The organism is Microvirga puerhi (assembly GCF_020089865.1).
GTDB classification, from domain to species: domain Bacteria; phylum Pseudomonadota; class Alphaproteobacteria; order Rhizobiales; family Beijerinckiaceae; genus Microvirga; species Microvirga puerhi.
The window spans coordinates 363,469-387,289 of record NZ_JAIRBM010000002.1 but is presented as its reverse complement, the minus strand read 5'-3'; the positions used below and the strand labels follow the sequence as shown (position 1 = coordinate 387,289).

The following is a 23,821-nucleotide window of genomic DNA, read 5'->3' as shown; positions in this document are numbered from 1 at the left end:
CCGCACGATCGACCTGATAAGCTTGTCGTGCGTTATTCATAAGACTTTCACGACATGCGTCGCATAAAGTCACACAGCTCTGGAGTTCGGCCATGTTGTGGGACAACATCGCCCGGCGCAGTGCCGGGTCAGGGGGTGGCGGGGGCGTTGCGGATATGCATGCACCGACCGAACACGATCCCCGTTCCAAGATCAGGATCGGCCTTGCGCTCGGCGGTGGCGCCGCGCGCGGCTGGTCCCATATCGGCGTCCTGCGCGCCCTGACCGCAGCCGGCATCGTGCCGGACGTGATTGCCGGGTGCTCCATCGGCGCCGTGGTCGGCGGCTGCTACGCGGCCGGCAAGCTCGACCAGATCGAGGCTTTCGCCCTCTCCCTGACCAAGCGTCGGGTCATGGGCCTTCTCGATTTTCACATCAGTGGCTCGGGCCTGATCGCCGGGACGCGCCTGCAGCGCCTGCTCGATCAGGATCTGACGGACCAACGCGTCGAGAGCCTGCCAGTCCGGTTTTGCACCATTGCGACCGAGCTGACGAGTGGCCACGAGATTTGGCTCACCCGTGGTCCCCTCGTCCAGGCCATGCGCGCGTCTTATGCCCTCCCCGGCGTTTTCGACCCGGTCCTCGTCGGCGGGCGCTGGCTGATGGACGGCGCTCTCGTGAACCCGATTCCCATCACGGCCGCCCGGGCCCTGGGGGCGGACCTCGTGATCTGCGTCAACCTCAACGGCGAAATCCGCATCCGGGGAACGGTGATCCAGTCTTACGATGCGGTGGAGGAGTCGGGCGACGAGCGCGAAATCGAGGAAGCCATCGTCGAGCCGAAGCGCTGGGGGATTTTTCCGGCCTCGCGGGCCGGCAAGCCGCGCAAGCCCAATGCTCCGGGGATCGCGACCGTCATGGTCGATGCCTTCAATATCACGCAGGACCGCATCGCCCGCTCGCGGCTCGCGGGCGACCCGCCCGATATCATGATTTCACCGAAGCTGGCGAAGATGGGCCTCTTCGAATTTCATCGGGCCGATGAATGCATTGCCCTCGGACGGCAGGCGACGGAGCGCGCCCTGCCGGACATCCTCGAACTCATTGCGGATTCCCAGGCGGCTTAAGCGTTTGCTCAGGCAGTGGCGATGTAGTCCTTGATGGCCTGCGCCTCCGCCTCGATTTCCGCGAGCCGGTGCTTCACCACGTCGCCAATGGAGATGATGCCGACGAGCCTGCCATCCTCCACGACGGGAATGTGGCGGAACTTGCCGTTCGTCATGGTTTCCATCAGTTCGTTGACGTCGGCGCGGCTCGTGCAGGTGACGACCCTCTCGGTCATGAAGCGTGAAACCGGCTCGTCCAAGGCTTGCGCCCCGTTGGCGGAGACCGCCCGGACGACGTCCCGCTCCGAGATAATCCCTGAAACCGGGCGGCTTCCATTGGTCACCAGGAGCGCACCGATCCGGCGCTCGGCCAGGATGCGGACGGCCTCGCTCAGTGTTCTATGGGGCTCGATGGTCAGGACCTGATGCCCCTTGGCCGAAAGAATGTGATGCACGGACATGCTCGCCTCCGTTGTGCGGCTGCGAGGATGGCCTCGACGGCCGCGCCACCAACGTCAGGCCCCCTGTCGCTCCGGACATACCCTAGCCTGCCGTTAGGAAATTTGATGATCCGGCGAAATAGCCGCCTTTTCAAGCCGTGAAGCGGGATTGACGCGCCGGAAGTGGGTCAAGAACGGGGAAAAGTCCTAAACCGACGAGAAAACCGCCGATATGGGCCTCCCAGGCGACACTCGCATCCGTGACACCCAGCGGCTGAACAAAGCCGAACACATAGTTAGCCGCGAACCATACGGCGAGAAAGATCAGGACCTGCCGGTTGCGGACGATGTCGATCAGCCTTTCCCGGGGGCGTTCATGTGGCTGGGTCGGCCGTCCTTCCGGATGCCAGTCGGCCGGAGCGAACATGAACCAGGAGGCGGCCGCCATCATGCCCGAGACGGCGGCGGAAGCGCCGATCATGGGCATGATCTGGAGCGCATTCATGTAGGCGTAGAGCACCGCGCCGCCGATGGCCGACAACACGGCAAGGGCAAAAAAGCGCGCTGCGCCGCAACGGCGCGCGATTGGCGTTCCGAAGGCGGCAAGCCAAATGCTGTTGATCAGCACGTGGCTCCAGGAACCATGCAACAGTGCATAGGTCACCGCCGTCCAAGGCCGACCGTCCTCGTTCTGCAGAACGTATTGTCCGAGGGCCACGAACGGCGACGCCTCGCCCGACGGCGACGCATGACGCAGAGCGGACAGAACCTCCTGCGCCTCCACGCCCCCATAGGCGACCGACCAGCGGGCCGGGATCACGGCCCAGTCGATCAGGATCCGAAAATCCGTGTCTTCCGGAAGAAACGTCCTCAGCAGGTGAATGGCTATCAACCCGCCGATGCTCCACGCGACGACGGCTGGAAGGTTAAGGATCGGTTCACGGGAGCGATTTGAGAACATGGAGAGGAGCTTTGCACGGAGAGATGCGAACCACCAACGGAGGGGACGTCACACCCGTCGGGAGGAGAAAAAGAGCGGACTTTTTGACACAGGAAATAAAGGAAGGGGTTCCCGCAGCGGCAGCTGTATGTAAGATCCTGCGCCAATCATTCCAAAGGCTTAGCTTCTCTCGCTGAAACAGGGAAATTTTTCGTTAACCATAAGGGAACCGATCAGCCCGCGACGCGTTAACTCACCTTTTACTTTCCGCTTGAGCCCTGAATCCCACCGTGTCAGTTTGGTTAAAAGAACATTAACCGACTGGTGGGGCATGCGGCAGTCCTTTTTCAAGAACTTCTTCGGTCAGGCGACAAGAACTTTTGTTTCGTCGAGGATCGTTCGTACAGCTTTTATCGCTGTCTCGCTTCTTGCTCCCGTCACTCTGGCCCAGGCCCAAACAGTCGCCTCGCTGCCGCCGGCGGGCCAAAGCATTCATGAGATGGGCAGCGCCAAGCCGATCATGGGCTGGGTGAAATTCTGCGAGAAGTATCCGTCCGAGTGCGCCGTCAACACGGCCGAGCCTCAGACCATCGAGCTGACGCCCCAGGTCTGGAAGCTCATCACGTCTGTCAACCAGCGTGTGAACTCCACCGTCAAGGCCGTGACGGACATGGACCATTGGGGCGTGGTCGACATCTGGAGCTTCCCGGATGACGGCAAGGGCGACTGCGAGGACTTCCAGCTGCTGAAGCGCCGGATCCTGGCCGAGAACGGCCTCCCCCGCCGCGCCATGCGCATGACCGTGGTCATCGACGAGCTGGGTGAAGGTCACGCTGTGTTGCTGGTTCGGACGAACCAGGGCGACTACGTGCTCGACAACAAGACTTCGTCCGTTCTCCCATGGGAGCGGACCGGCTACGTCTACATCAAGCGCGAAAGCCAAGCTGCGACGGGCTGGGTCTCCCTCGGCGGCATCACCACTTCCCCCACCACGACCGCGAACAGGTAATCCTGGAGAGGCGGATCAGTCGATCCGCTTCAATCCGCCGACGAACCGCTTCCAATTCGCCACATATCCGCGAGCTGCTGCCTTGAGACGCTCGATGGCGATCTCGTCGAGCGCACGGACGACACGGGCGGGCGAGCCTACGATCAGCGCATTATCCGGAAACTCCTTGCCCTCCGTCACGAGGGCATTGGCTCCCACGATGGAATTGGCTCCGATCCGTGCCCGATTGAGGATCGTCGCTCCCATGCCGATCAAAGAGTTGTCACCAATCGAACAGCCGTGAAGGATGGCATGGTGACCGATCGTGCAGCCCGCGCCGACGCTCAGTGGCGCCCCTGGATCGGTATGGAGGAGCGCCCCCTCCTGGATGTTCGTCTCTGCCCCGATATCGATAAGCTCGTTGTCGCCGCGCAGAACCGCGCCGAACCAGATTCCGACATCCAGGCCGAGGCGGACGCTGCCGATCACATGCGCATCGGGAGCCACCCAGTATCGGCCCGGCTCCGGCAATTCCGGCACGCGCTCGTCGAGACTGTAGATCGGCATGTTCTCCCCCGCTCTTAATCCGATATGAAAAGGGCCGGCACAGTGGCCGGCCCGTCAAGGCAATTCCGGTGCGATCCGCACGAGATCAGTCTTCGAGATCCGTGTCGAGGATGGCCATGGTGAAGTTGAACGAGCGATCGCCGTCTTCGTCATCCACGAAGAGAACGCCGACGAATTCTTCGCCGATATACACTTCCGCCGAATCGGTCTTCTTGGGCCGACCGACCACGCGGATCGAGTGGTTTGCGAAGGTCTGGCGCAGATACCGCTCGACTTTCGCCATCTCCGTTTTGTCCACGGCGAGTCCTTTCTTCATTTACATGGATGCAGCACTTGCCATGCCGGGCCAACGCGGGCAAGCCACGTTAGGGCCCCGACGAGAAAAAGCGGCTCAGATCCCTTCCATTTCGGACAGGAAATGGTCCATGGACCGTGCCGGCTCGGCGCAGCCGGCGCTGCCGATGACCTTGGCTGGAACGCCCGCCACCGTGGCATTGTGGGGCACGGGCTTGAGCACCACCGAGCCTGCAGCCACGCGGGCGCAGTGACCGACCTCGATATTGCCGAGGATCTTGGCGCCGGCCCCGATCAGCACGCCGTGCCGGATCTTGGGATGGCGGTCTCCCCGCTCCTTCCCGGTTCCACCGAGGGTGACGTTCTGCAGCAACGACACGTCATCCTCGATGACGGCGGTCGACCCCACCACGAGGCCGGTAGCATGGTCGAGGAAAATGCCGCGACCGATACGGGCGGCCGGATGGATGTCCGTCTGGAAAACCTCCGACGAGCGGCTCTGAAGGTAGAGAGCGAAGTCCTGCCGGTCGTGGCTCCAGAGCCAATGAGCCAGGCGATGCGTCTGGATGGCGTGAAAGCCCTTGAAGTATAGAACCGGCTCGATCACCCGCGTCGTCGCCGGATCGCGATCCAGAACGGCCCGGATGTCGGCCCGGAATGCATCGGCAAGCCCCGGCTCTGCGGCCAGGACCTCATGATAGGTCTGCTCGATGATGTCGGCGCCCATAGATGGATGTCCGAGACGGGTCGCGACCCGATGAACGACGGCCGCCTCGAGGCTCGTCTGCTGGAGGATCGTTCCGAGAGCGATGGCTCCCATGGCCGGCTCGGCGTGGACGAGCGCCTCGGCCTCTTCGCGCAGCCGGTCCCAGAGAGGGTCGACCGTGCCGGCGACTCGATCAGGGCCTCCTGATTTCATCCATGCCTGTGTCATCATGTTCTCCGGGCCTGGTTCGATAAAGTAGCTTACATAAGCCCGCCCCTTCCGTTCCCCTAGATCCGAATCGGTCATGCCTGCCGCTTTTTTGTCGCCCCTCGCCAAGTTCGCCCTTTCCCTCGAGGGCGCCGTTGCCACGATTGCCATCGACAACCCGTCGAAGCGCAATGCCATCGATCTGCAGATGTGGAAGGCCCTGCCGTCTATCATGGCCGCCCTGGATGGGGACGAGCGCGTCCGTGTCATCCTGATGCGTGGTGCCGGGAATGGGGCCTTCACGTCGGGGGCCGACATTTCGGAGTTCGAGACCGTGCGCGCCGATGCGGCAGGCGGCAGGCTCTATGAGGCCGCCAACGAGGCGGCCTTCTGGGCCGTCGCCCACTGCTCGAAACCCGTCATCGCCATGATCCGCGGCTTCTGCCTCGGCGGCGGCTTCGGCCTTGCTCTCGCCTGCGACCTCCGCGTGGCAGCGGAGAACGCCGTGTTCGGCATTCCGGCAGCGAGGCTCGGAGTCGGCTATCCGCCGGGCGCCATGCGCCTCGTCACCGCCGCAGTCGGTGGCCCGGCGGCCCGCGACCTGTTCTACACGGCGCGACGGATCGGCGCGGCGGAAGCACAGCGCCTCGGCGTCGTGCAGCGGGTCGTTCCGGACGAGGAGTTGGAAACGGCGGCGGTGGGTCTGGCGACCGAGATTGCCGCCAACGCTCCGCTCACCATCAGAGCGGCCAAGGCTGCCATCGACGACGCACTCGGCATCGGCCATCCCAATACCGACCCGGTGAGGCTTGCGGATTCATGCTTCGACAGCGCGGACGCGGTCGAAGGCCGTCAGGCCTTTCTCGAGAAACGCCGACCGGTCTTCACCGGGCGCTAGTGCGCTGCTCGGCAGCCGAGTACGCGCTTTCCGGCTGGCGGCGGTAGACGTAATAGCGCCCCTCTGCGACTCCGGTCTCGCGGGTGACGTCCTCGCAGTGTGGCAGGGCGAAGGAGCGGTCGGCCAGAAGCAGCCCCCCAGGCTGGAGAAGTTCGTCGAGGAGAGGTGACATGCGTAAAGCCACCTCCCTGTTGAGGCGCTCGTCCCCCGATCCGATATCGGCATGGATCAGCGCCGCACGGCGCCGCCCGACTGCTTCGATGAAGGGTGGAAGCGTATCGAAAATATCCCCGACCATCAGATATTTCGGCTCGGGGAGGCAAGCCGGATGAGCGGCTGGTGACCGCTCGAACACATAAATCTCCCGCCCAGGCAGGCGCGTTCTCAGATGGTCATAGGTGCGTCCGTTGCCGAGACCGAGTTCCAGCACCAGTCCCGTCGGGGAGATGATGCGGCTCGCCCAGTCGAGCAAATCACGCTGGGCGGTGAGTCTTCGAATGACGCTGTCGAGGCGGGTCATCGATCCTCCTGCTTCTCTGCGGAGACGACGGGACCGCTGTCAAATCAACGATTTGGCAGACGCTCCTGAATCATGGCGTGAAATGAGCCTGGGCCAGCACCGCCATGAGACGCAGCCGCAACAACCGGCTTCAACAACTTAAACCACCTTGGCTTTTCCGCAAAATGGCGTCACGGCCGCTGCGCGAGAAATTCCAGGACGCCCTGCTTGTGCACCCGGTCGCCCACCGCAAGATTATGATCCCGGTTGGGAATGTCGAGCGCCACCGCATTCGGGATCAGCGCCGCCAGCTCAGGCCCGGAACCGGCTACGTCGTCCTTCGTCCCGACGGCCACGATGGTCGGAAGCGTGATGGAAGCGACCTCGTCCCGCGTCAGCACCTGGCGCGAGCCGCGGATGCACGCGGCCAGCGCCCTCAAATCGCTCTTCGTCTGCTCGGCAAAAGCCCGGAACATCCGCTGCATTGGGTCGGTGAGATCATCCAGCGAGGGAACCTCCATGGCATCGGCGATCCCGAGCGGCAGCCCGACGCCCTCGACAAGATGGATGCCGAGGCCACCGAGGATCATCGAACGCATCCGCTCCGGTGAAGAAAGCGCCAGATGAGCCGTGATCCGAGCGCCCATGGAATAGCCCATGACGTCCGCCCGCTCGATCTCGAGATGATCGAGGAGCCGGCGCGCATCCGCGGCCATTTTATAGGAATCATAATCTTCCGGCCGGTAGAGCTTCTCGCTCTGTCCATGGCCGCGATTGTCCAAGGCGATGACGCGATAGCCGGCACGGCTCAGGCTCTTGACCCAAAGCGTATTGACCCAGTTGACCGCATGATTGGACGCAAAGCCGTGGATCAGAAGAATGGGCTCGCCCGCCCCACCTTCGGGGGCGATATCGACATAGGCGATGATGACGCCGTCGGAGTTGAAGAAGCGCATGATTCCGGCAGGTAAGAGGAAACAGTCGCGCACCCTAGCGCATCGTGCGGAAAAGTGGACCCGGTTTTCGGATCACCCGGTCCTAGCGCCACGCATGACGTGTGTTGAGCGGAATTCCCTAACAACACAGCTCGTTTCCGCCCCGATCTCCCATGCGGGACCTCTGCGACGGGCGCGACTGCGCATCCTGCAAAAGCCTCTATGCGCCCGGACGATCCGCCATTATGGTGCGCGCCAATTCGATAGGTTCAGAGCAACGGCGATGGCTGAGAACAAAGGCACCCCTCATTTCCACAACGAACCGGGCGTTCCGGTGATTCATGTGGGCTCGAAGGAGTTCATGTGCATTGGCGCGAAGCCGCCCTTCGATCACCCCCATATTTTCCTGGATATGGGCCGGGATTCGGAGATCGTCTGCTCCTATTGCTCGACCCTGTACAAGTACGATCCCTCCTTGAAGGCCTTCGAAGCCCGTCCGGCGGAATGCCGCTGGGATGAGCCGGAAGTCGCTGCCGACGTTCCCCATCCCGGCCGGTGACCGGACGATCGATCGCGGTCGTCGGCGCCGGAATCGGAGGGCTGACCGCAGCTCTGGTGCTAGCCCGCCAAGGCCATGCGATTACGCTCGTGGAGCGGCGGACCGGCTTCACCGAAGTCGGTGCCGGACTGCAGCTCTCTCCTAACGCCAGCCGCATTCTTCTGGAGCTGGGTCTCGGTCCGGCCCTGCGACGCGTCGCGTCCGAGCCCGACCGGGTCGTGATCAGAAGGATCCGCTCCGGACGCGAGATCGGGCAGATCGCGCTCGGCGGTTTCATGCGTGAACGCTTCGACGCCCCCTACTGGGTCGTGCATCGGGCAGACCTGCAGACCGCCCTTCTCGATGCCGTGCGTTCGCTCCCGAATATCCGGATCGTCATGGGCCGGACAGTCGAGGCCGTCGCGGACGAGGGCGAGAGAGCCGTCATCACCGTCGCTTCCGCGAACGGCAATCACGACACCTTGGCAGCCGAAGCCGTCATCGCGGCCGACGGCGTCTGGTCGAAGATTCGCAAGACGCTCGGCGATACGGCGGCACCGATCTTCCGCAATGCCATCGCTTGGCGAACGACCATCGACTGGCGCGCCGCCCCGGCGGAGCTCGCTGGCAACGAGACCGGTCTCTGGCTCGGATCACACGGCCACATCGTTCATTATCCGATCGCCGGCGGCACCCGCGTCAACATCGTGGCGATCGAGAAGAACCCGACACCCGTGGAAGGCTGGGCCGCGCCGGGGCGGCGGGAAGACCTCCTCGCCCATTATCGCTCCGCCGCCCCTGTCCTGCGCGCTCTGCTCGGCGAAGCGAAGGAATGGCTTCGCTGGTCGCTGTTCGATCATCCGGCAGGACGTCTTGCCCAGGGACGCATTGCGCTTCTCGGAGATGCGGCTCATCCGGTCCTGCCGTTCCTGGCGCAGGGAGCCGCGCTCGCCATCGAAGATGCAGCAACCCTCGGAGCCCTGTTGGGGGAACAGCAGATCGATGTCGGACAAAGCTTCAAGGCCTATAACGCGCTGCGCCGCGACCGCGCGCGAAAGGTTCAGGAGCATGCCCGCCGCAACGGTCGGATCTATCACGCGGGTGGCCTGGTGGCATTTGGCCGTGACCGTTTCATCCGCCATCTAGGCCCAACCGGAATGACGGAGCGCTACGCCTGGCTTTACGGCTATCGCGGCTGAGCCATTCTACCTTGAATGCTTCGCTCTGAGCATCCTGCGCAAGGAAACTCTGTGGTCTTGTCGTCAGGACGGACTTGCGCTCCTCCGCGCGGCCCGATAACCCTCAAGCCGCATGCGGACGTGGCGAAACCGGTAGACGCAAGGGACTTAAAATCCCTCGGGCTATGCCCGTGCGGGTTCGACCCCCGCCGTCCGCACCAGCAAAGCTTTCCGCCGTGAGCGCCCTTTCGCACCTTCGCCAAGTTTACACGAAGACGTGATGTCGCATGTTCTTGCCGGGATTCAGCGCAGCTACCATCTCCTGATTGCGGACCTTCAATTGCCCCCCGCACACCCCTTGTGCCAGGTCCGTAAACTGCAGGACCTAGGTCATCCTCCAAGCCCGCCTCTTTAGAGCGGGCTTTCTTTTGAGTTCTCGCACAACCTTTCGCGCTTCATGTTGCCGCTGGTAACGATATCCACACCGTTGATCTCGACAGAGCCGCGGGTGTCTGAAAAATTGCGTCGAGGGGGACTTCACAATGGATGCCGGAACGGCACTGTCAGAACCGGTTTTTCTGGAAACGGCTGCGCCGTCCGCTGGAGCATACAAAGCCCTGCTCTCGGAATTGCGGCGCTTCACGACGGAGGCCGTCGGAAAGCCTGACAACAGCGACTTTGCCGTTCTCATTCTTGATCCGGACACGAAAGAGCCGAAGGGCGGACTCTGGGCGCAATCGCGCTGGGGCGGCTTTTATATCGACATGCTCATGGTGCCGGAAAGCATGCGCGGCAAGGGTGCCGGAACGCGCTTGATGCAGAGTGCGGAGGCGGAAGCGCGCCGCCGGAACTGTCGCCACATCTGGCTCGACACTTACGCGTTTCAGGCAAAACCTTTCTATGAAAAACTCGGCTTTTCCATCTTCGGCCAGATCGATGGTCCGGCGCCGATCTATCCGCGCTTTTTCATGAAGAAAGAACTTTCCTGAGGCAATTTCCGAAGTGTCGGAGAATCGCAACCTCGGCGACATGACGGAACTACTGCATAGGCGGTGACGTTCGTTCGGCATCAACTGTCCGCACGGAGTTCACGAGATGAAGAAGCTTATGTTTGTGCTGGTTGCGGGTGCGTTCAGCACGACCGCTTTTGCTCAGGATACGACCACCACGATCAAGAAAGAGGATGGCCTCCTCGGCAGCAAGACCACCATCGAGCGCAAGACCGAGCCGAGCGATACCTCCACCTCGGTGACCACCACCGGCAGTGTCGGCTGCAACACGGAAGTCAAGCAGAAGACGAACGAGTTCGGCGATACGAAAACGACCAAGAAGACGGAGTGCTGATCGCCACTGCAGCATCAATTCCGATATCGGTCGAACGGCCGAGCCTGCGTTGCGAAAACCTCAATTAAAAAGCCCCGGCTTTCGGCCGGGGCTTTTTGTCGGAATGAGGATATTATCAGAAGTCGCGCTGAATGCGCAGGCGACCTTCCCATCCGCTGTCGGAACCCAATGCCTGACCCGTCGGAAGAAGGACCCGGTTGCGGGGGTCGACGCGCGCATACATCACCTCGACGCCGAGATCCAAGCCGCTGACCGGGCTCCAGATCACGTTCGAACCGAGACGCCACTCGTTGAAGTCGGTGAGGCCTGTGACGAAACCGTCTGTCGTCACCGTCGAGGCGCCGGCGCCGTAAGCGACGCGCATATACGAACCGAAGATCGACTGACGAACAGTCGGCGTCCAGTAGTGACGCAGGCCGCCGGCGATCGACCAGCCGTGGCCGCGCTCGATGTTGCCGCTCAACGGATTGATATAGGCATCGACGAGTCCGACGCCGCCATTGACCGTGATGGCATTGAACGGTGACGAGTTAAGACCCGCGTTACCGCCGTCCATGTAGGCGAGCGCGCCGTTCGTATAGGTCGCGGCCAGCCACAGGGCATCGCCGGGCGCGAGCTGCGGCAGGTTCACGCCGAGATAGGCCGCAGCAGCAAACCCGTATTCCGTATCGGGGTAATTTGCCGCCGTTCCGAACGGAGTCGCGAGGGTGACCAAGTTGTTGCTGCGGATCTGATGCACCGCACCGGAGAGCTGCGCTGTGCCCCAGGTGCCGTCATACTTGAGGTTACCGACGAGATCCGGAGCGCGCTGTCCGCCATAGAGCAGCTCACTGGAGGCCAGACCACCAGGGATGAAGTCGTTCCGGCGCCGATCGAGGCCGTCTTCCAGCGAGATCGAGGCGGAGAAGCCGCCGCCGAACGTGAAGGTGTAGGCCAGCAGATTGACATCCGGTGCGTCATCGAAGCGCAGAGTGCCGAAATGCTCGGTGGCCAGATCGCCGTTTGAGAAGAACGACACGACGCGACCGGCGGTCAGGCCGCCGAACTGCACGAAGGCCTCAGCCACATTCGGCGAGGTGGTGATGGTTCCAGGGACGCCGTTGAATGGGGTGCCCGACGTCCGCGTGATCTCGAAACGGACCACGGAGCGGAGCAGGCCGTACGCGGTTGCCGTGCGCGCATCGAGCTGGATACGGCCGCGAGCATAGAACCCGAAGGCATCATCGCGGCGGGCGATCGGCTCGGCATACATATATTCGGCGCGGACACGGCCGCCGACACGCAAACAGGTCTCGGTGCCGGGAATATAGAAGAAGCCTTCACCATAGGTCGTGCAGACGCGGACATACTCGACGGGGGCCGCCTTCTTGGCCGGCAGATCTGCCGCCTGGGCGCCCGCAGCGAATGCCAATCCCGTCAACGATCCAAACAGAAGGCTCTGAGCGAGCTTCATGAAAATCTCCACTCTCGTGAACTCCTCGAGGACGATCGGCCCCCAGGCTTGAAAGCAACACTATTCAGGCCAAGCTTGTTAAGGCAATCGCTGCTCGGAGGCAGGCATGTTCAAGTTGGGGGCTTTTTGCCCAAAAATTGGCCATTCTAGGGTCGGGAATCGATTGTTTGGACGCATGTTGCAAAACGGCCACAAAGTGCCGCAACGGCACATTTGCCACCGTCACCCCGAGTAATTTCGGGAGCCAGATAGATCAAAATGAGCGATTCGCAGGCTTGGCCGACAAGGCCTGATTACCAGTCGAAGAAGTCCGGAGGACCGCTCTTGCACCGGTACCCGACCGGGCATTGAGGCGTATCGCGGGCCGGCACCCAGGCGGGCTCGAGATATTCGTCGATCTGGCAGAAATTTCGATCGCGCACGAACCGGTCGTAGGTATGGGTGCCGGTACCCAAAACCGCCGCGCCATGGGAGCCGACGATCTGCTGCACCTGCCGGCACGGCAGAGACGGCGTGAAGGGCCGCTGCTGCGCCTCCGCAACTGTCATGGCAAGCATCGAGAAGGCGAGAATCCAGAGAAGCTTTTTCATCCTACTCGTCCGAACGAGATGCACCGCTTCACACCAAACTAGAGAGAAGCCGACATCGGCCTATCGGACAACACCGACTTGTGAGCAGAAGATCCGTCCGATGCCGGATCTCAGAGCATCGGCTGGAGGCGCCGGGCCATCTCGACGGCACCTGCGTAATCGGTCTTGCCCGAGCCCAGGACCGGAATGGCGGATACCAAAATCGCCTTCGGCACCCACAACTCAGGAAAGCCCTGGTCGCGGGCGTGCCGCAGAAGCTCATCGCGGTCCGCATCCGGCTTATCCGTGATCAGGATCACCTGCTCGCCCTTGCGCGGATCCGGCAGGGCCACGACCACGTGATTGAAGGTGGGCCACAGGCTCTGCGCCACGGTTTCGATGGCGGCGAGCGAAACCATCTCGCCTCCGATCTTCGCGAAGCGTTTCGCGCGACCAAGGATGCTCACGAGGCCGGCAGCATCGATCGAGACGATATCCCCCGTATCGTGCCAACCATCTGCAGGCGGCAGGATCGCGCCGGGACGGTCCGGATCCAGATAGCCCTTCATCACGTTGGGGCCGCGCACGAAGAACCGCCCGCCCTCATGGACGCCCTCGACGGGATCGAGGCGCGGCTCGATGCCGGGAAGCAGCGGGCCAACCGTTCCCGGTCGGTTGCGGTCGGGCAGGCTGACGGCGATGACCGGCGAGCATTCCGTCGCCCCGTAGCCTTCGAGGATCACCGTGCCGTGGCGGCTCCAGAGAGCGCGTGTTTCCTCCTTCACGCGCTCCGCCCCGGCGATCACGTAGCGCACGCTCGAAAGGTCGTTCTCTCCGGCGGCCCGGGCATAGCCTTGCAGGAACGTGTCCGTCGCCAGCATGATCGTCGCCCGCGTCCCCGCGACGAGCTTCGGGATCTGGCGATAATGCAGCGGGCTCGGATAGAGCACCGACTTCATTCCGTTGAGAACGGGCGTCAGCAACCCCGCCGTAAGGCCGAAGGAGTGGAAGACCGGCAGAGGATTGAAGAAAACATCGTCGTCCTTCAGGACGCCGCCGGCATGCGCCTTCACCTGATAGGCGTTGGCGACGAGGTTGGCATTCGACAGCACGACGCCCTTCGGCTTGCCCTCCGACCCCGATGTGAACAGCACCACCGCCGCGTCGTCGGGCCCTATTCCCGCTCTCCGATGAATCCGTCGCGCCCACCAGCTCTCGAAAAGGGCCCGAACCTTGTCGAAGCTGGTAATCCCGGCCCGTGCATCTTCGAGATAGAGGATCTCCCGGCCTTCGCTCAAATCTGCCAGCACATCGTCGAGCTTGCTCTGCTCGATGAAGCGGCGGGATGTCACGATGGTCCGGATCTGCCCGATTTCGCAGGCCGCCTTGAGGTTCTTGATACCGGCCGTGAAGTTCAGGAAGGCCGGTACGCGACCGAAGGCATTGAGCCCGAATAGGGTGACGGCAATCGCCTGGACGTTCGGCAACAGCACCCCGACGATCTCACCCGGCGCGATCCGATTCGCGAGTTTTCGCCCCAAAAGCAGCGAACCGAGGACGAGGCGGCCGAAGGTGATGGGCTGACGTTCCAGGTCTTCCAGGGCGACCTTGTCGCCGCCGAAGCGGTCCCGCGCATCGAGAAGGGCGGAAAACAGGCTCTTGCGCGTGGACGCGACGTCGAATTCGGCCAAACCGCCCTCCTCTTGCCGTAGGAACTAGCCCGCAGAACCCTCGCGGATCGGGGCCTGATAGGCCAGCCCCATGTCCCAGGGGAAGTAGATCCAGGTATCCTGGCTCACTTCCGTGACGAATGTATCAACCACCGGGCGGCCTGCCGGCTTGGCGTAGACGGTCGCGAAATGGGCGTTCGGCAGCATGTCCCGCACCATTTTGGCGGTCTTGCCGGTATCGGTCAGATCGTCGACCACCAGAACACCCTTGCCCGAGCCGTCGCCGAGCGCCTTGATCGAGGGGGCGATGTCCTTGAGGACCATGAGCTCGCCCTGGCTCTTGTAGTCATGATAGCTCGCGATGCAGACGCTCTCGATCAGGCGGACATCGAGCTCGCGGGCCACGATGGCGGCCGGGACGAGGCCGCCGCGGGTGATGCAGACGATGGCTTCGAAGGGACCAGCCGCCGCCAGACGCCACGCCAGGGCGCGGGCGTCGCGGTGGAACTGATCCCAGGAGACGGGGAAGGCTTTGGGAGAGGTGGGAGACATCGGGCTTGCTCGCAGGGCTGGATGGATGGTGGCAAATTCAAAGAGGGCTACGGTCGCCCCTCAGGCGGCCGAGCAATGCACGGACGGCGGCGGATGCTTCCTCGACCGCCGCGGCGTCCTTTCCACGCACGACGATCTGGTTGCGAAATCCGCTGGCCGAAAACGAGGGGTAGGACCCGATGGACACGCGGGGCTCGCCCGCCGCGATGGCTGCAAGGCCCTCGGCATAATGGCCTTCCGGTATCCCCTCCGCCTCGATCATCGTCGAGATCATCTTGGCGCCGGTCTCGAGCGTTGGGGCGATGCTGTCGAGCATGACCTGCATGATCGCCGGCACGCCGGCCATGACGAAGACGTTCTCGATCCGGAAACCGGGCGCCTTGGAAATCGGGTTCTCGATGAGATCGGCACAGTCGGGAATGCGCGCCATGCGCATCCGCGCCTCGTTCAGCTCGTTTTCGGGATAGCGCTCTCGCAGCATGGCAACCGCGCGGGGATCGTAACCGATCCCTACCCCGAGCGCCTTGGCGACGCTGTCGGCCGTGATGTCGTCGTGGGTCGGGCCGATGCCGCCGGTGGTGAACAGATAGGTATAGCGCTGGCGCAGGGCATTGACGGCCGCGACGATCTCCTCCTCCACGTCAGGGACGATCCGAACTTCGCGCAGGTCGATGCCGATGCCCATCAGGTACTCGGCGATATAGCCAATGTTCTTGTCTTTGGTCCGGCCGGTGAGGATCTCATCGCCGATGATGAGCAGGGCGGCAGTGACGGAAACGGCCATGGGCAAGGGTCCTTTTGAGGGCGTTTAGCGCTCAATGCGCCATTTCTCAAGCAAGGCTGCGGTTGAAGGGCGGGCTTCTCCCCTGCTAGGGAGGCTCTTTCATCAAGACATGGATCGTCATGCGTTTTCACGAGCCCCTGATCGGTGGGCGTCTCATCGAGCGTTACAAGCGCTTCCTGGCGGATGTGGTTCTCGACACGGGAGAGAAGATCACCGCCCATTGCGCCAATCCGGGCGCGATGCTGGGCTTGAAGGAGCCGGGATCGAGGGTTCTGCTCTCCCGCGCCTCGAACCCGAAGCGGAAGCTCGGCTATAACTGGGAATTCGTCGAGGTTGCGGCCGGAGGCGGGCCGCTTCAGCTCGTCGGCATCAACACTTCCCGCCCGAACCTGCTGGTCGCGGAGGCCCTGCGCGAGGACCGGCTTGCGCCTTTCGCGGGGTATGATCGCGTGCGGCCGGAGGTCAAGTACGGCCGCAACAGCCGGATCGACTTCCTGTTGGAGAAGGAAGGCGCCCCGCCCTGCTATCTGGAGGTGAAGAACTGCCACCTCATGCGCGAGGACGGCTTCGCCGAGTTTCCCGATTGCGTCGCGGCGAGAAGCGCCAAGCACCTCTACGAGCTGGCGGACATGGTCGCGTCCGGCGCGCGCGCGGCCCTGGTCTATGTCATCCAGATGCGGGCCGGCCGCTTCGACGTCGCCCGCGATATCGACCCTGCCTACGACAAGGCCTTCCGCCACGCTCTGGCGGTGGGGGTCGAGTCCTATGCCTATATCTGCCGCATCTCGCCTGACGAGGTCACGATCGACCATCCGATCGAGATCGTGACGCCGCGCTAGAGCTGTTTCCACTAACGTGGAATCATCTCTTTTCTTTGATGTGCCGCATTTTTTGACGGCGAACCGGACCCACTTCGCCGAAAAATGCTCTAGCGACCATCACTCCCGCTCGAACACCAGGTTCATCCGCGTCTGAAGGATGACCCGGTAGCCCTTCGCGCGGAGAAGCTCCGGCAGGTCGATCTGCCACTTGTCCCGCCCATCCTCGATGATGAACAGCTTCGGGTAGAGCGAGGCGGGCGCATCGCGGAAGAACGGGTCGAGAATCAGGTCCTCTGCCCCCTCCACGTCGAGCTTGACCGCGTCGATGCGAGTGAAGCCTTCCCGGTTGAGCAGATCCAGCAACGTAACGGCAGGAACCCGGATCGCATCCGTCTGACTCGAGCTGACGATCTTCACGCTCGACTCGCCCCGGTTGTTCGGATCGAGGAAGAGGGTCAGCTCCCCGGTCTTGTCAGCGACGGCGCAGGCAACGGCCTTCACCGTGCCGAACGGGTTCTGGCGGATATTGTAGGTCAGTCGGTCGAAGACTTCCGGTTGCGGCTCGATGGCCAGGATCTTCGCCTTCGCGCCGGCGCGGGCTGCGACGAAAAGCGCGTACCAGCCCACGTTCGAGCCCACATCCACGAAGGTGAAGCCCTCCTCGATGCGGGAAGCGAGAAGGTCAAGCTCCGCCGGGTCGAAATATTGCGGCGTGAAGAGAATGCGCTTCTCGCACACGTTGTTGTAAGGGTGCAGCCGCATGCGCACGCCGAACGTCTCGACGTCGATCGGGGCGCCTTTGAGGGAATATAGCACCAGATGGCGCAGCATGAGTGCGATGCGGCGGGTGGCCCAGCGCTGCGGCAGGCGGCGCGTGCCGGCAATGGCGAAATTCGCCAGGCCGGAGGGCGCATAGGCGCCGTAGGGGCGTGGATCGTTCATATCGTCTTCTAAACCGTCGGGCCGGCGAACCAGCGAAAAGTTGCGGCAGGTCATGACACCCCCGCGCTCCAATCGCAAGCCGGAGGCTCTCTTTGCTTGCTTCGGACGCGCCAATCCTTACATTCGGAAGACCACCCAAGGACCGAGAATGACCGAGACCGAAACCATCGAACGCAGGCGTGCCGCCGAGATCCCGCTCCACGGCCCGGAGGCCTTCGAGGCCATGCGCCGTGCCGGCCGCCTGGCTGCCGAGGCGCTGGACATGCTCGTCGAAAAGGTCAAGCCCGGCGTGACGACCGACGCCCTCGACCGGCTGTCCTTCGAGTTCATCCGCGATCACGGCGCCTATCCGGCCTGCCTTCACTACCGCGGCTACACCAAGACCATCTGCACCTCGATCAACCATGTGGTCTGCCACGGGATTCCCAACGACAAGCCGCTGCGGGACGGCGACATCGTCAATATCGACATGACCGTGATCCTCGACGGCTGGCACGGCGATTCGAGCCGGATGTTCTATGTCGGCGACGTGCCTCGCCGGGCCCAGCGCCTGTGCGAGATCACCTACGAAGCCATGATGCGCGGCATCGCCACGGTTCGTCCCGGCGCCACCACCAACGACATCGGCGCGGCGATCCAGACTTATGCGGAATCCGAACGCTGCTCGGTGGTGCGGGACTTCTGCGGCCACGGCCTCGGCCGGGTTTTCCACGATTCGCCGACCATCCTGCACTATGTGGAGCCGGCCTATAACGTCGAGCTGAAGCCCGGCATGCTGTTCACCATCGAGCCGATGATCAATATCGGCCGTCCCCAGGTGAAGGTCCTGTCCGACGGCTGGACAGCTGTTACTCGCGACCGGTCGCTCTCGGCCCAGTTCGAGCACACCGTCGGCGTCACCGAGACCGGCGTCGAAATCTTCACCCTTTCGCCGAAGGGCTACGACAAGCCGCCTTACGCGGCGGGTTGATCAGATATGCGGCATTATGGTGCGCCACTACCAGAAGTAGCGCACCATCAGTTTGTAAGATGTTAGAAACGATTTTAGGAAAACCCAGGCGAGAAATACGACGAGCATCACTCCGCCCATCCAGCTCCTGAATATCCAAGTCACTGGATCGAAATTCATGAATGAGATGCAGACGAGGGCGAAGAAAGAAAAAGCGACTGCCGCGGCCAAACATGCTGACGCGATCACGGTGGCCCCGGCGATCATGATCCAGAACTTGTAGGTTCTCACCGCTCCCCCATCGATATCGGTGCTTGACACGAGCCTATCTCATCCTCTCTACGTTATCTAGTTTCATAACGGTGTCTCCTTCGGATCATTCCCAGCGAGATGCCATATGTCATTCGGTTGGTTTGCGCGTGTCAGAAAGGCAAAGTGCGGGCCATCTACGACGGCGGGCCGATATGACGGAGTCATCAACCCTCCCCCATTATTACGGCCATCGGGACAGGCTGCGCGCGCGCTTTTCCGAGGTCGGCGGCGACGGACTGCCGGATTATGAGCTCCTGGAGCTCGTCCTCTTCCGATCCATCCCGCGTCGGGACGTGAAGCCGATCGCCAAGGAACTCATGAAGCGTTTCGGCACCTTCGCCGAGGTGCTCGCCGCCTCGCCTGCCCGGCTGATGGAGGTCGAGGGGATCGGCGAGAGCGTCGTGACGGACTTGAAGATCGTAGAGGCCTCAGCCCGCCGCCTCGCGAAAGGAGAGGTCGCGAAAAGGCCGGTGCTGTCGTCCTGGGCCTCCGTCATCGACTATTGCCGCACGGCCATGGCCTTCATGGACAAGGAGCAGTTTCGCCTCCTGTTCCTCGACAAGCGCAACGCCCTCATCGCTGACGAGGTGCAGCAATCGGGCACGATCGATCACACGCCGGTCTATCCGCGCGAGGTCGTGAAGCGCGCTCTGGAACTCTCAGCCTCGGCCCTGATCTTGGTTCACAATCATCCCAGTGGAGATCCGACCCCCTCCTCCGCCGATATCAAGATGACGCGAGAGATCATCGATGCCGCGACCCCGTTGGGGATCATCGTCCACGACCACATCATCGTCGGGCGCGAAGGTCATGCGAGCTTGAAGGGGATGAAGCTCATCTAACCCCGTCATTCCGGGACGCCAAAGGCGGACCCGGAACCCATAAACACCAGCATTGAAGAACGGATTGCTACGGTACCGTTGCTTCCTAATCTATCTTTGTCAGCGGTTATAGGTTCCGGGCTCCGCTACCCGGCCCCGGAATGACGGGGATAATGCTTAAGCGGGAGCTCTCGCGAACAAGCCTTAATTGAAACGATACAACGAACTAATTATTCTTCGAGCATGATGTTGAAAGCCTACTTTGGAGCGATTGCTGTCGGCGCAGCTCTGGCTCTCGTATCGGTCGGATCAGCGGCGGAGCTTCCAGCCAAGCGATATCATCCTTGGCCGGACGAACTCATGTTCGGCCAGTCCTGCACCAGCATGGATAACATCGTCAGCTGTAAAAACGACTATCCCCTCAGGCGCTCGATTCTGTTCATACCCGAGGAATACCAAGTACTGCTCAAAACCCTGGCGTACTGGGAGCGGCGGCCAACTACCATGTGCCTATGCGATGCAGATCCGCTTGAAGACATCATGTTGATGCGCCGCTTATTCCTAAAACAGCGTCTCGAGCCCTGAAAAAATCGCGTAGATGAAGCCGAGGCTCAGCGTCAGGCCGAAGGCGCCGATGATAAGGCCACTGACCACCACGACGCCGTCGCGCTCCACGAGGCCGAGGCCGACGAGGCAGACGGCGAGCCCCATGGGAATCTGCCCCACGAAGGGCGGCGCGAAGAGAAGTCCGAAAGCCATGACGAGAATGACGATGCCCATCAGGCGCATGACGATGGGCGTGTCGAGGAAGGTCATCCGCGGCTTCGAGAAACGCTCCAGCCGCCGGAAGACCGGAAGCGCCCGGGTCACCGCACGCTCGACGTCGACGGTCGCGATGGAACGGTCGAGAAGTGCGCGCGGCAGCCATGGAGATGGGCGCCCGAAGATGATCTGGACTGCGACGAGCGCCAGAAGAAGACCGCAGACGAGTGGGATCGGTGGCGGCATGGGCAGGCAGTTCGGCAGCGCAAGCAGCACGATCAGCAGCGCGAAGGCACGATCCTGCAATACGCCCATGATGTCACGGACGGTGAGCCGCTCGCCCGGCTGAGCGGCCAGGGCGGCGAGGATCTGTGAGGTACGCGCGTTGGAAAACAAGAAGCCTCGGCAAGTTCGAGGATGCTTAAGAGACGCCTCTCTACCTGAGATGGCCCCGGCGGCCAAGGGGCGCAATCCGATGATGGGGCAAAGTGCCCGAGTAGATGCCAGATGGCCCGCCCCAGCGTCCCTATTCAGTGCAGATTGATTTCTCCGTCCACGGCCCGAAATTCCGCCGGCCGGATCAGCCGGGCATGGCTCACGGTCACCGAATGCAAGGGCCCCGCCAACTCCTTCTGCCAGAAATCCAGGAATGCGAGCAGGACCGGGAAACGGGGAGCCAGATCGTATTCCTGCCAGACATAGGTCTGCAGGAGGTGGGGATGGTCGGGCATGCGATAGAGGATGCTGGCTGTGGTGAGGCCATAACCTTCGAGCTGACGGATGAAATCCTTCGAGACCATGGGAACTCCTTACAAGGCCATCCCACGATCGGCTCACTGTACAACCCACGCAGCAACGGCCTGACGATCTAAAGCACAGGCGAGCTTGGGAGTTCCGTCGATCTTGCAGCAACAAAGGCGCGGACGCGAATTGACCATAAGTCAACATTGTTCACAGGCCCGGGCCGGCTTTGTGCCCAGGACAGAGCGTCGCTATTGAGACTTCTTGCCTGTCATCGTATTCCGTTGCGCAAGCGGCTGCGGGGGCAAGACGATGAACCGGAGATTGTGGCGGCGCTGGCTCACAGCGGGCGCTCTGGCGATGGCAGTGTCCGCCTGCGCCGGGGGCGTTCTCAACACGCCGATCAACGGCCCGATCGCCAATGTGGCGGATCAGGAAGGATGGCCGCTCGGACCGGATCAGTTCGGATCGACGGTCGTCGGCGTCGCATTTTCCGGCGGCGGCATGCGCGCCTCCGCCTTCTCCTATGGCGTCCTCAACGAACTCGACCGCTATCAGGTGACGACCGACCGCGGCCCGGAACGGATGACCGACATGGTCGATCTGGTCTCGGGCGTGTCCGGCGGCTCCGTGACCGCGGCCTATTTCGGCCTCCGCGGACGGGACGGCCTCCCGACCTTCCGATCCCGCTTCCTGGAGCAGGATGCCGAGCAGGGCTTCGACACGGACGTCTCCCTCGGCAATGTGTTGAAGATCGTCAGCGACGGCGGCGTCAACGATCGCTCCAAATTCCCGAAGTGGCTCGACGACAATCTGTTCGACGGAGCCACTTACGCGGATCTCTTTGCCCGCAAGCGTCCGCTCGTCTGGATTGCAGCTTCCGACATCTATAGCCGCGTGCCCTTCGTCTTCGAGCCGATTACCTTCAGCTCGCTCTGCAGCGACCTGAGCAAGGTCCGCCTGTCCGAGGCGGTTTCCTCCTCGGCAGCTGTGCCCGGCCTATTCGTCCCACTCAATGTCGAGAATTTCGGCTCGTCCTGCGGCGGTCACGTTCCGCAATTCTATCAGCGCGGCGCGACGGATCCGACGGCGCCGGCGACCCTGAAGGCCAGCGCGGCGGCTCTCGTGCGTTATCGCAAGGATCCCGAGAAATTCCGCTATGTGAAGCTCCTCGACGGCGGCCTCACGGACAATTTCGGCATCCACTCCCTAGCTATCGCCCGGACCAACCGAGACCGTCCCTACATGCCCATGACGGCCGAGCAGGCCGTGCGGGTGAAACGCTTCCTGTTCCTGGTGATCGATGCGGGCCGTGGGCCGGCCGGCAACTGGCCGGAGCATCTGGCCTCGCCGTCCGGCATGGAGCTCGCCGGCATCGTGACCGACGTCGCGATCGATTCCGGCGTCTACAAGGGATACGACTACTTCACGACGATCATGAACGGTTGGCAGAACGATCTCCGCCGCTGGCGGTGCTCACTCTCCAGTGATGAGGTCCTGAAGCTCCGCGGCACACTCGATGGCTGGCGATGCGGCGATGTGGTCTTCACCGTCGGCCGCGTCTCCTCGGAGGATGCCGGGCCGGAGCTGCGCAAGACCATGGATGCCGTGCCCACCCGCTTCAAGCTGGATCGCCCCACCCTGGAAACCGTCATCGAGACAGGGGAAATCGCATTGCGCAACAACGCGACCTTCCGAAAGTTCATCAAAGGCGGGCCCCGTCGCCTGCTGACCGCCGCGGCCGATGGCGATGCGCCCACACCTTAACCGAGGGATCGGTTCCGGATCATCGCAACGGCGGTTTCGAAGACAAGGCCGCCCGGCCGCATTCTCTTCCGAACCTGGCGTCGAATTTTCGCTCTGGTTGGAACGGTCGTTCTTGACGCGGGTCAACCTGATCGGGCAGCGTTCAATCCAGCTTTCCGCAGCACGTCCTCTCCTGCTTTCCGTCCCCTTGAGAGTTTGAGCAGAATATGCGTTTCGCCTTCGCCGGCATCGATTTCCTAGGCGACGTTTTCGAAACCTTCCTGAACAAGGGTTGGGAGCCGCTCAAGCTCTTCAGCCGCCCCTGCGACGGCATCTACGACTTCAATGACATGACGGTAGCGCGGGCCCGCTCGCTCAAGGTGCCGGTGCAGTTCTCGCGACTCGTTCCGGCAGATTTCGCGCAGCTGAAGGCGCTACGGTGCGATGCCCTGATCGTGGCCGGGTATCCCTGGCTCATCAGGGGCTGGGAAACACACCTCCCCTACGCCGTGAACTTCCATCCGTCGCCGCTTCCCGAGGGGCGCGGTCCCTATCCGTTGTTCCAAGCCATTCTCGATGGGGTGCCTGAATGGGGCGTCACGGCTCATGCCCTGAGGCCCTCCTTCGACACAGGACCCATCGTCGCGCAAGACCTGTTCCGCCTCGATCCGGACGAGAACCATGATCGCCTCTTGGCCAAGTGCCAAATGTCCGCCAAGCGCCTCGCCTACCGCCTTGCGGGCGACCTGCCGCAGCTCTGGAAGGAGGCACAGCCGCAGGGACCGGGGAGCTACTGGCCGCGCATGTCCCAGATCCAGCGGACCCTCGACTGGAATCGTTCTGTGGACGAGATCCTGCGCACGATGCGTGCCTTCGGATCGATCGAAACCTTCGCTCAGATCAATTCCCGCTTCATCTATGTGTGGGAAGGCAGCGGCTGGCGGGAGGCCCACGGCCATAAGCCGGGAACACTCGTCCATCGGCACCGACAACATCTGGTGATTGCCGCCCGGGACGGGTTCATTCAGTTGACCGGCTGGAGTTCCTACGCGCCGCAAGGGCCGCGCCATCGGGACTGAG

The 23,821-nt window shown here is 62.5% G+C and carries 29 protein-coding genes and 1 tRNA gene; 14 read left to right on the top strand and 16 right to left on the bottom strand.

All coding sequences use genetic code 11. The annotated features are described in order from the left end of the window. Window positions 1-92: 92 nt before the first annotated feature. The gene (locus K9B37_RS04180) at window positions 93-1,106 is read left to right on the top strand and encodes a patatin-like phospholipase family protein (RefSeq protein ID WP_224311529.1); all 1,014 of its coding nucleotides are present in this window, start codon (window positions 93-95) and stop codon (window positions 1,104-1,106) included. 8 nt (window positions 1,107-1,114) lie between these two features. On the opposite strand, the gene K9B37_RS04175 is transcribed toward K9B37_RS04180, so the two are convergent. Then, entirely contained in the window at window positions 1,115-1,546 is a 432-nt protein-coding gene (locus tag K9B37_RS04175) for a CBS domain-containing protein (protein WP_224311528.1), read from the bottom strand. 130 nt (window positions 1,547-1,676) lie between these two features. Next, window positions 1,677-2,486, bottom strand: a complete 810-nt coding sequence (locus K9B37_RS04170; protein ID WP_224311527.1) for a rhomboid family intramembrane serine protease — start codon at window positions 2,484-2,486, stop codon at window positions 1,677-1,679. A gap of 310 nt (window positions 2,487-2,796) precedes the next feature. On the opposite strand from K9B37_RS04170, the gene K9B37_RS04165 reads away from it, so the two are divergent. Continuing rightward, a complete protein-coding gene (locus K9B37_RS04165) occupies window positions 2,797-3,474 on the top strand; it encodes a transglutaminase-like cysteine peptidase (protein WP_224311526.1) in 678 nt (225 codons plus the stop codon). Window positions 3,475-3,489: 15 nt separating this feature from the next. Here K9B37_RS04165 and K9B37_RS04160 read toward each other — a convergent pair whose 3' ends face one another. The 3 genes from K9B37_RS04160 to cysE form a co-directional block, all read right to left on the bottom strand. Further along, on the bottom strand, window positions 3,490-4,020 hold the full coding sequence (locus K9B37_RS04160; RefSeq protein WP_224311525.1) for a gamma carbonic anhydrase family protein: 531 nt from the start codon (window positions 4,018-4,020) through the stop codon (window positions 3,490-3,492). An 85-nt stretch (window positions 4,021-4,105) separates the two neighbouring features. Next, window positions 4,106-4,318, bottom strand: coding sequence for a DUF3126 family protein (locus tag K9B37_RS04155; protein WP_027315475.1), 213 nt, complete (start codon window positions 4,316-4,318; stop codon window positions 4,106-4,108). 93 nt (window positions 4,319-4,411) lie between these two features. Continuing rightward, window positions 4,412-5,248 carry a serine O-acetyltransferase gene (cysE, locus tag K9B37_RS04150; RefSeq protein WP_224311596.1) on the bottom strand — a complete coding sequence of 279 codons (837 nt, stop codon included), beginning with the start codon at window positions 5,246-5,248 and terminating at the stop codon, window positions 4,412-4,414. A gap of 76 nt (window positions 5,249-5,324) precedes the next feature. Here cysE and K9B37_RS04145 point away from each other — a divergent pair, with 76 nt between their 5' ends. After that, window positions 5,325-6,125, top strand: coding sequence for an enoyl-CoA hydratase (locus tag K9B37_RS04145; RefSeq protein ID WP_224311524.1), 801 nt, complete (start codon window positions 5,325-5,327; stop codon window positions 6,123-6,125). Here K9B37_RS04145 and K9B37_RS04140 read toward each other — a convergent pair. Both K9B37_RS04140 and K9B37_RS04135 read right to left on the bottom strand, forming a co-directional pair. Beyond that, the gene (locus K9B37_RS04140; RefSeq protein WP_224311523.1) at window positions 6,112-6,645 is read right to left on the bottom strand and encodes a class I SAM-dependent methyltransferase; all 534 of its coding nucleotides are present in this window, start codon (window positions 6,643-6,645) and stop codon (window positions 6,112-6,114) included. The two genes, K9B37_RS04145 and K9B37_RS04140, sit on opposite strands and share 14 nt — an antisense overlap. Window positions 6,646-6,815: 170 nt before the next feature. Further along, window positions 6,816-7,580, bottom strand: a complete 765-nt coding sequence (locus K9B37_RS04135) for an alpha/beta fold hydrolase (protein ID WP_224311594.1) — start codon at window positions 7,578-7,580, stop codon at window positions 6,816-6,818. Between the two features lie 262 nt (window positions 7,581-7,842). Between K9B37_RS04135 and K9B37_RS04130 the strand changes: the two genes are divergently transcribed. The 5 genes from K9B37_RS04130 to K9B37_RS04110 all read left to right on the top strand — a co-directional run bounded on the left by K9B37_RS04130 (window position 7,843) and on the right by K9B37_RS04110 (window position 10,619). Further along, window positions 7,843-8,118, top strand: coding sequence for a zinc-finger domain-containing protein (locus K9B37_RS04130; protein WP_224311522.1), 276 nt, complete (start codon window positions 7,843-7,845; stop codon window positions 8,116-8,118). Then, on the top strand, window positions 8,115-9,296 hold the full coding sequence (locus K9B37_RS04125) for an FAD-dependent monooxygenase (protein WP_224311521.1): 1,182 nt from the start codon (window positions 8,115-8,117) through the stop codon (window positions 9,294-9,296). The genes K9B37_RS04130 and K9B37_RS04125 overlap by 4 nt, the downstream gene beginning before the upstream one ends. Before the next feature lie 114 nt (window positions 9,297-9,410). Continuing rightward, window positions 9,411-9,496 (top strand) — tRNA-Leu (locus K9B37_RS04120). Between the two features lie 321 nt (window positions 9,497-9,817). Beyond that, complete coding sequence (locus K9B37_RS04115) at window positions 9,818-10,264, top strand: GNAT family N-acetyltransferase (protein ID WP_224311520.1); 447 nt, start codon at window positions 9,818-9,820, stop codon at window positions 10,262-10,264. Window positions 10,265-10,370: 106 nt separating this feature from the next. Continuing rightward, window positions 10,371-10,619 carry a hypothetical protein gene (locus K9B37_RS04110; protein WP_224311519.1) on the top strand — a complete coding sequence of 83 codons (249 nt, stop codon included), beginning with the start codon at window positions 10,371-10,373 and terminating at the stop codon, window positions 10,617-10,619. 115 nt (window positions 10,620-10,734) lie between these two features. On the opposite strand, the gene K9B37_RS04105 is transcribed toward K9B37_RS04110, so the two are convergent. From K9B37_RS04105 to K9B37_RS04085, 5 genes are all read right to left on the bottom strand, one after another. Further along, entirely contained in the window at window positions 10,735-12,072 is a 1,338-nt protein-coding gene (locus tag K9B37_RS04105) for a porin (protein ID WP_224311518.1), read from the bottom strand. Between the two features lie 293 nt (window positions 12,073-12,365). Then, entirely contained in the window at window positions 12,366-12,662 is a 297-nt protein-coding gene (locus K9B37_RS04100) for a hypothetical protein (RefSeq protein WP_224311517.1), read from the bottom strand. 110 nt (window positions 12,663-12,772) lie between these two features. Next, window positions 12,773-14,332 carry an AMP-binding protein gene (locus K9B37_RS04095; RefSeq protein WP_224311516.1) on the bottom strand — a complete coding sequence of 520 codons (1,560 nt, stop codon included), beginning with the start codon at window positions 14,330-14,332 and terminating at the stop codon, window positions 12,773-12,775. Between the two features lie 24 nt (window positions 14,333-14,356). Beyond that, window positions 14,357-14,863 carry a xanthine phosphoribosyltransferase gene (gene gpt, locus K9B37_RS04090; protein WP_224311515.1) on the bottom strand — a complete coding sequence of 169 codons (507 nt, stop codon included), beginning with the start codon at window positions 14,861-14,863 and terminating at the stop codon, window positions 14,357-14,359. 37 nt (window positions 14,864-14,900) lie between these two features. Continuing rightward, window positions 14,901-15,647 (bottom strand): competence/damage-inducible protein A, encoded by a 747-nt coding sequence (locus K9B37_RS04085; RefSeq protein ID WP_224311514.1) that lies wholly within the window; start codon window positions 15,645-15,647, stop codon window positions 14,901-14,903. A gap of 119 nt (window positions 15,648-15,766) precedes the next feature. Here K9B37_RS04085 and sfsA point away from each other — a divergent pair, with 119 nt between their 5' ends. Then, on the top strand, window positions 15,767-16,486 hold the full coding sequence (gene sfsA, locus K9B37_RS04080; protein WP_224311513.1) for a DNA/RNA nuclease SfsA: 720 nt from the start codon (window positions 15,767-15,769) through the stop codon (window positions 16,484-16,486). Window positions 16,487-16,585: 99 nt separating this feature from the next. Here the strand turns inward: sfsA and K9B37_RS04075 are convergent, their stop codons facing one another. After that, the gene (locus K9B37_RS04075; RefSeq protein WP_224311512.1) at window positions 16,586-17,410 is read right to left on the bottom strand and encodes an FkbM family methyltransferase; all 825 of its coding nucleotides are present in this window, start codon (window positions 17,408-17,410) and stop codon (window positions 16,586-16,588) included. Between the two features lie 148 nt (window positions 17,411-17,558). Between K9B37_RS04075 and map the strand changes: the two genes are divergently transcribed. Further along, a complete protein-coding gene (gene map / locus K9B37_RS04070) occupies window positions 17,559-18,380 on the top strand; it encodes a type I methionyl aminopeptidase (protein WP_224311511.1) in 822 nt (273 codons plus the stop codon). 27 nt (window positions 18,381-18,407) lie between these two features. On the opposite strand, the gene K9B37_RS04065 is transcribed toward map, so the two are convergent. Continuing rightward, on the bottom strand, window positions 18,408-18,680 hold the full coding sequence (locus K9B37_RS04065) for a hypothetical protein (protein WP_224311510.1): 273 nt from the start codon (window positions 18,678-18,680) through the stop codon (window positions 18,408-18,410). A 143-nt stretch (window positions 18,681-18,823) separates the two neighbouring features. On the opposite strand from K9B37_RS04065, the gene radC reads away from it, so the two are divergent. Both radC and K9B37_RS04055 read left to right on the top strand, forming a co-directional pair. After that, window positions 18,824-19,513 (top strand): RadC family protein, encoded by a 690-nt coding sequence (gene radC / locus K9B37_RS04060; RefSeq protein WP_224311509.1) that lies wholly within the window; start codon window positions 18,824-18,826, stop codon window positions 19,511-19,513. A 222-nt stretch (window positions 19,514-19,735) separates the two neighbouring features. Further along, the gene (locus K9B37_RS04055) at window positions 19,736-20,077 is read left to right on the top strand and encodes a hypothetical protein (RefSeq protein WP_224311508.1); all 342 of its coding nucleotides are present in this window, start codon (window positions 19,736-19,738) and stop codon (window positions 20,075-20,077) included. On the opposite strand, the gene K9B37_RS04050 is transcribed toward K9B37_RS04055, so the two are convergent. Both K9B37_RS04050 and K9B37_RS04045 read right to left on the bottom strand, forming a co-directional pair. Next, window positions 20,054-20,650 carry an exopolysaccharide biosynthesis protein gene (locus tag K9B37_RS04050; protein ID WP_224311507.1) on the bottom strand — a complete coding sequence of 199 codons (597 nt, stop codon included), beginning with the start codon at window positions 20,648-20,650 and terminating at the stop codon, window positions 20,054-20,056. The two genes, K9B37_RS04055 and K9B37_RS04050, sit on opposite strands and share 24 nt — an antisense overlap. A 134-nt stretch (window positions 20,651-20,784) precedes the next feature. Further along, window positions 20,785-21,054, bottom strand: a complete 270-nt coding sequence (locus tag K9B37_RS04045) for an usg protein (RefSeq protein WP_224311506.1) — start codon at window positions 21,052-21,054, stop codon at window positions 20,785-20,787. A 253-nt stretch (window positions 21,055-21,307) separates the two neighbouring features. Between K9B37_RS04045 and K9B37_RS04040 the strand changes: the two genes are divergently transcribed. Further along, window positions 21,308-22,762, top strand: a complete 1,455-nt coding sequence (locus K9B37_RS04040; protein WP_224311505.1) for a patatin-like phospholipase family protein — start codon at window positions 21,308-21,310, stop codon at window positions 22,760-22,762. Between the two features lie 206 nt (window positions 22,763-22,968). Then, window positions 22,969-23,820 carry a methionyl-tRNA formyltransferase gene (locus tag K9B37_RS04035; RefSeq protein ID WP_224311504.1) on the top strand — a complete coding sequence of 284 codons (852 nt, stop codon included), beginning with the start codon at window positions 22,969-22,971 and terminating at the stop codon, window positions 23,818-23,820. Window position 23,821 lies beyond the last annotated feature (1 nt).

Coding starts and splice junctions, on each gene's coding strand:
- K9B37_RS04180 (WP_224311529.1), top strand. CDS start 93: ATGTTGTGGGACAACATCGCCCGGCGCAGTGCCGGGTCAGGGGGTGGC.
- K9B37_RS04175 (WP_224311528.1), bottom strand. CDS start 1,546: ATGTCCGTGCATCACATTCTTTCGGCCAAGGGGCATCAGGTCCTGACC.
- K9B37_RS04170 (WP_224311527.1), bottom strand. CDS start 2,486: ATGTTCTCAAATCGCTCCCGTGAACCGATCCTTAACCTTCCAGCCGTC.
- K9B37_RS04165 (WP_224311526.1), top strand. CDS start 2,797: ATGCGGCAGTCCTTTTTCAAGAACTTCTTCGGTCAGGCGACAAGAACT.
- K9B37_RS04160 (WP_224311525.1), bottom strand. CDS start 4,020: ATGCCGATCTACAGTCTCGACGAGCGCGTGCCGGAATTGCCGGAGCCG.
- cysE (WP_224311596.1), bottom strand. CDS start 5,248: ATGACACAGGCATGGATGAAATCAGGAGGCCCTGATCGAGTCGCCGGC.
- K9B37_RS04145 (WP_224311524.1), top strand. CDS start 5,325: ATGCCTGCCGCTTTTTTGTCGCCCCTCGCCAAGTTCGCCCTTTCCCTC.
- K9B37_RS04140 (WP_224311523.1), bottom strand. CDS start 6,645: ATGACCCGCCTCGACAGCGTCATTCGAAGACTCACCGCCCAGCGTGAT.
- K9B37_RS04135 (WP_224311594.1), bottom strand. CDS start 7,580: ATGCGCTTCTTCAACTCCGACGGCGTCATCATCGCCTATGTCGATATC.
- K9B37_RS04130 (WP_224311522.1), top strand. CDS start 7,843: ATGGCTGAGAACAAAGGCACCCCTCATTTCCACAACGAACCGGGCGTT.
- K9B37_RS04115 (WP_224311520.1), top strand. CDS start 9,818: ATGGATGCCGGAACGGCACTGTCAGAACCGGTTTTTCTGGAAACGGCT.
- K9B37_RS04110 (WP_224311519.1), top strand. CDS start 10,371: ATGAAGAAGCTTATGTTTGTGCTGGTTGCGGGTGCGTTCAGCACGACC.
- K9B37_RS04105 (WP_224311518.1), bottom strand. CDS start 12,072: ATGAAGCTCGCTCAGAGCCTTCTGTTTGGATCGTTGACGGGATTGGCA.
- K9B37_RS04100 (WP_224311517.1), bottom strand. CDS start 12,662: ATGAAAAAGCTTCTCTGGATTCTCGCCTTCTCGATGCTTGCCATGACA.
- gpt (WP_224311515.1), bottom strand. CDS start 14,863: ATGTCTCCCACCTCTCCCAAAGCCTTCCCCGTCTCCTGGGATCAGTTC.
- K9B37_RS04085 (WP_224311514.1), bottom strand. CDS start 15,647: ATGGCCGTTTCCGTCACTGCCGCCCTGCTCATCATCGGCGATGAGATC.
- sfsA (WP_224311513.1), top strand. CDS start 15,767: ATGCGTTTTCACGAGCCCCTGATCGGTGGGCGTCTCATCGAGCGTTAC.
- K9B37_RS04075 (WP_224311512.1), bottom strand. CDS start 17,410: ATGAACGATCCACGCCCCTACGGCGCCTATGCGCCCTCCGGCCTGGCG.
- map (WP_224311511.1), top strand. CDS start 17,559: ATGACCGAGACCGAAACCATCGAACGCAGGCGTGCCGCCGAGATCCCG.
- radC (WP_224311509.1), top strand. CDS start 18,824: ATGACGGAGTCATCAACCCTCCCCCATTATTACGGCCATCGGGACAGG.
- K9B37_RS04055 (WP_224311508.1), top strand. CDS start 19,736: ATGATGTTGAAAGCCTACTTTGGAGCGATTGCTGTCGGCGCAGCTCTG.
- K9B37_RS04045 (WP_224311506.1), bottom strand. CDS start 21,054: ATGGTCTCGAAGGATTTCATCCGTCAGCTCGAAGGTTATGGCCTCACC.
- K9B37_RS04040 (WP_224311505.1), top strand. CDS start 21,308: ATGAACCGGAGATTGTGGCGGCGCTGGCTCACAGCGGGCGCTCTGGCG.
- K9B37_RS04035 (WP_224311504.1), top strand. CDS start 22,969: ATGCGTTTCGCCTTCGCCGGCATCGATTTCCTAGGCGACGTTTTCGAA.